Annotated in this window: 1 rRNA gene; it reads right to left on the reverse strand. The window is 53.8% G+C overall.

The window, feature by feature from the left end:
* Positions 1–2: 2 nt before the first annotated feature.
* Positions 3–3138 (reverse strand): 23S ribosomal RNA (locus tag DL891_RS16450).
* Between the last annotated feature and the right edge of the window lie 23 nt (positions 3139–3161).

The following is a 3161-nucleotide window of genomic DNA, read 5'->3' on the forward strand; positions in this document are numbered from 1 at the left end:
GTGTTATCAAGTCTTCGACTTATTAGTACAGGTCAGCTCCATGAGTCTTTAGTCCTCACTTCCACATCCTGCCTATCAACCCGGTGGTCTAGCCGGGAGTCTCTCACCCTCAAAGGGGCATGGAAATCTCATCTTGAGGCTGGCTTCCCGCTTAGATGCTTTCAGCGGTTATCCGTGCCGAACGTAGCTAATCAGCGGTGCTCCTGGCGGAACAACTGACACACCAGAGGTTCGTCCATCCCGGTCCTCTCGTACTAGGGATAGATCCTCTCAAATTTCCAACGCGCGCAGCGGATAGGGACCGAACTGTCTCACGACGTTCTGAACCCAGCTCGCGTACCGCTTTAATGGGCGAACAGCCCAACCCTTGGGACCTACTCCAGCCCCAGGATGCGACGAGCCGACATCGAGGTGCCAAACCATGCCGTCGATATGGACTCTTGGGCAAGATCAGCCTGTTATCCCCGAGGTACCTTTTATCCGTTGAGCGACAGCGCTTCCACAAGCCACTGCCGGATCACTAGTCCCGACTTTCGTCCCTGCTCGACTTGTCAGTCTTACAGTCAAGCTCCCTTGTGCACTTACACTCGCCACCTGATTACCAACCAGGTTGAGGGAACCTTTGGGCGCCTCCGTTACTCTTTAGGAGGCAACCGCCCCAGTTAAACTACCCATCAGGCACTGTCCCGGAACCCGATCAGGGTTCGCAGTTAGATATTAAGTATGACCAGAGTGGTATTTCAACAATGACTCCACCTGAACTAGCGTCCAAGCTTCACAGTCTCCCACCTATCCTACACAAGTCACACCGAACACCAATACCAAACTATAGTAAAGGTCACGGGGTCTTTCCGTCCTGCTGCGCGTAACGAGCATCTTTACTCGTAATGCAATTTCGCCGAGTTCGCGGTTGAGACAGCTGGGAAGTCGTTACGCCATTCGTGCAGGTCGGAACTTACCCGACAAGGAATTTCGCTACCTTAGGATGGTTATAGTTACCACCGCCGTTTACTGGGGCTTAAATTCTGAGCTTCGCACCGAAGTGCTAACCCTTCCTCTTAACCTTCCAGCACCGGGCAGGCGTCAGTCCGTATACATCGACTTGCGTCTTCGCACGGACCTGTGTTTTTGATAAACAGTCGCTTCCCACTGGTCTCTGCGGCCATCGAACGCTCCAGGAGTAAATCCCTTCACGCCTCCGGCCCCCCTTCTCCCGAAGTTACGGGGGCATTTTGCCGAGTTCCTTAACCACGATTCTCTCGATCTCCTTAGTATTCTCTACCTGAACACCTGAGTCGGTTTGGGGTACGGGCACATAAAACCTCGCGTCGATGCTTTTCTTGGCAGCATAGGATCACTGATTTCCCCCATACGGGGTACGCGTCGTGCCTGGGCCTTCATGGGGGACGGATTTGCCTATCCCCCGGCTTACACACTTACACCGGGACAACCATCGCCCGGCCCAGCTACCTTCCTGCGTCACACCTGTTAATACGCTAACCGCACCAGCATAGGGTCGTGCGCTAGGCCCAACCCGTCACCCCGAAGGGATCAGTGGCTGGGATTCAGGCACTTAGCATCACTGGATTGGTTGGGACGGTTTTTCTGCGGTACGGGAATATCAACCCGTTGTCCATCGACTACGCCTGTCGGCCTCGCCTTAGGTCCCGACTTACCCAGGGCGGATTAACCTGGCCCTGGAAACCTTGTTCTTTCGGAGGACGGGTTTCTCACCCGTCTTTCGCTACTCATGCCTGCATTCTCACTCGTGTGGCCTCCACGGCTGGTTTACACCGCCGCTTCGCTGGCCACACGACGCTCTCCTACCCATCAACACGGCTGAACCAACCCCACACGGGGGCGGCTTACCAAATATATTAATGCCACAACTTCGGTGGCGTGCTTGAGCCCCGTTACATTGTCGGCGCGGAATCACTTGACCAGTGAGCTATTACGCACTCTTTCAAGGGTGGCTGCTTCTAAGCCAACCTCCTGGTTGTCTGTGCAACTCCACATCCTTTTCCACTTAGCACGCGCTTTGGGACCTTAGTTGGTGGTCTGGGTTGTTTCCCTCTCGACGATGAAGCTTATCCCCCACCGTCTCACTGCTGCGCTCTCACTTACCGGCATTCGGAGTTTGGCTAACGTCAGTAACCTTTTAGGGCCCATCAGCTATCCAGTAGCTCTACCTCCGGCAAGAAACACGCAACGCTGCACCTAAATGCATTTCGGAGAGAACCAGCTATCACGAAGTTTGATTGGCCTTTCACCCCTATCCACAGCTCATCCCCTCCATTTTCAACTGAAGTGGGTTCGGTCCTCCACGCGCTCTTACACGCGCTTCAACCTGGCCATGGATAGATCACTTCGCTTCGGGTCTAGAACCAGCGACTATGTACGCCCTATTAAGACTCGCTTTCGCTACGCATACCCCTCACGGGTTAAGCTCGCCACTGATCACTAACTCGCAGGCTCATTCTTCAAAAGGCACGCTGTCACAGCTACAAGGCTGCTCCAACGGATTGTAAGCAAACGGTTTCAGGTACTATTTCACTCCCCTCCCGGGGTACTTTTCACCTTTCCCTCACGGTACTTGTTCACTATCGGTCATGTAGGAGTATTTAGGCTTATCAGGTGGTCCTGACAGATTCACACGGGATTTCTCGGGCCCCGAGCTACTTGGGATACTTTTCGAGTCGTGATGGCGTTTCGGCTACGGGGTTCACACCCTCTACGACCAGGCTTTCAATCCTGTTCGCCTACACCATCACCTATCCTCTCGCGGTACGGCAGTACACGCAGAAAAGTCCCACAACCCCGACCATGCAACACCTGCCGGCTATCACACATGATCGGTTTAGCCTCTTCCGGGTTCGCTCGCCACTACTAACGGAATCACTTTTGTTTTCTCTTCCTGTGGGTACTGAGATGTTTCACTTCCCCACGTTCCCTCTACCCGCCCTATATATTCAGGCGGGAGTCACCAGGTCGCATTACTACGCCTGGCGGGGTTTCCCCATTCGGAAATCCTCGGCTCACAGCTCTATTATCAGCTCCCCGAGGCTTATCGCAGATTTATACGTCCTTCTTCGGCTCTACATGCCAAGGCATCCACCGTTTGCTCTTAGAAACTTGTCAACAAAATTGCTAAAGACCAATGC

The organism is Homoserinimonas sp. OAct 916 (assembly GCF_003260275.1).
GTDB lineage: Bacteria > Actinomycetota > Actinomycetes > Actinomycetales > Microbacteriaceae > OACT-916.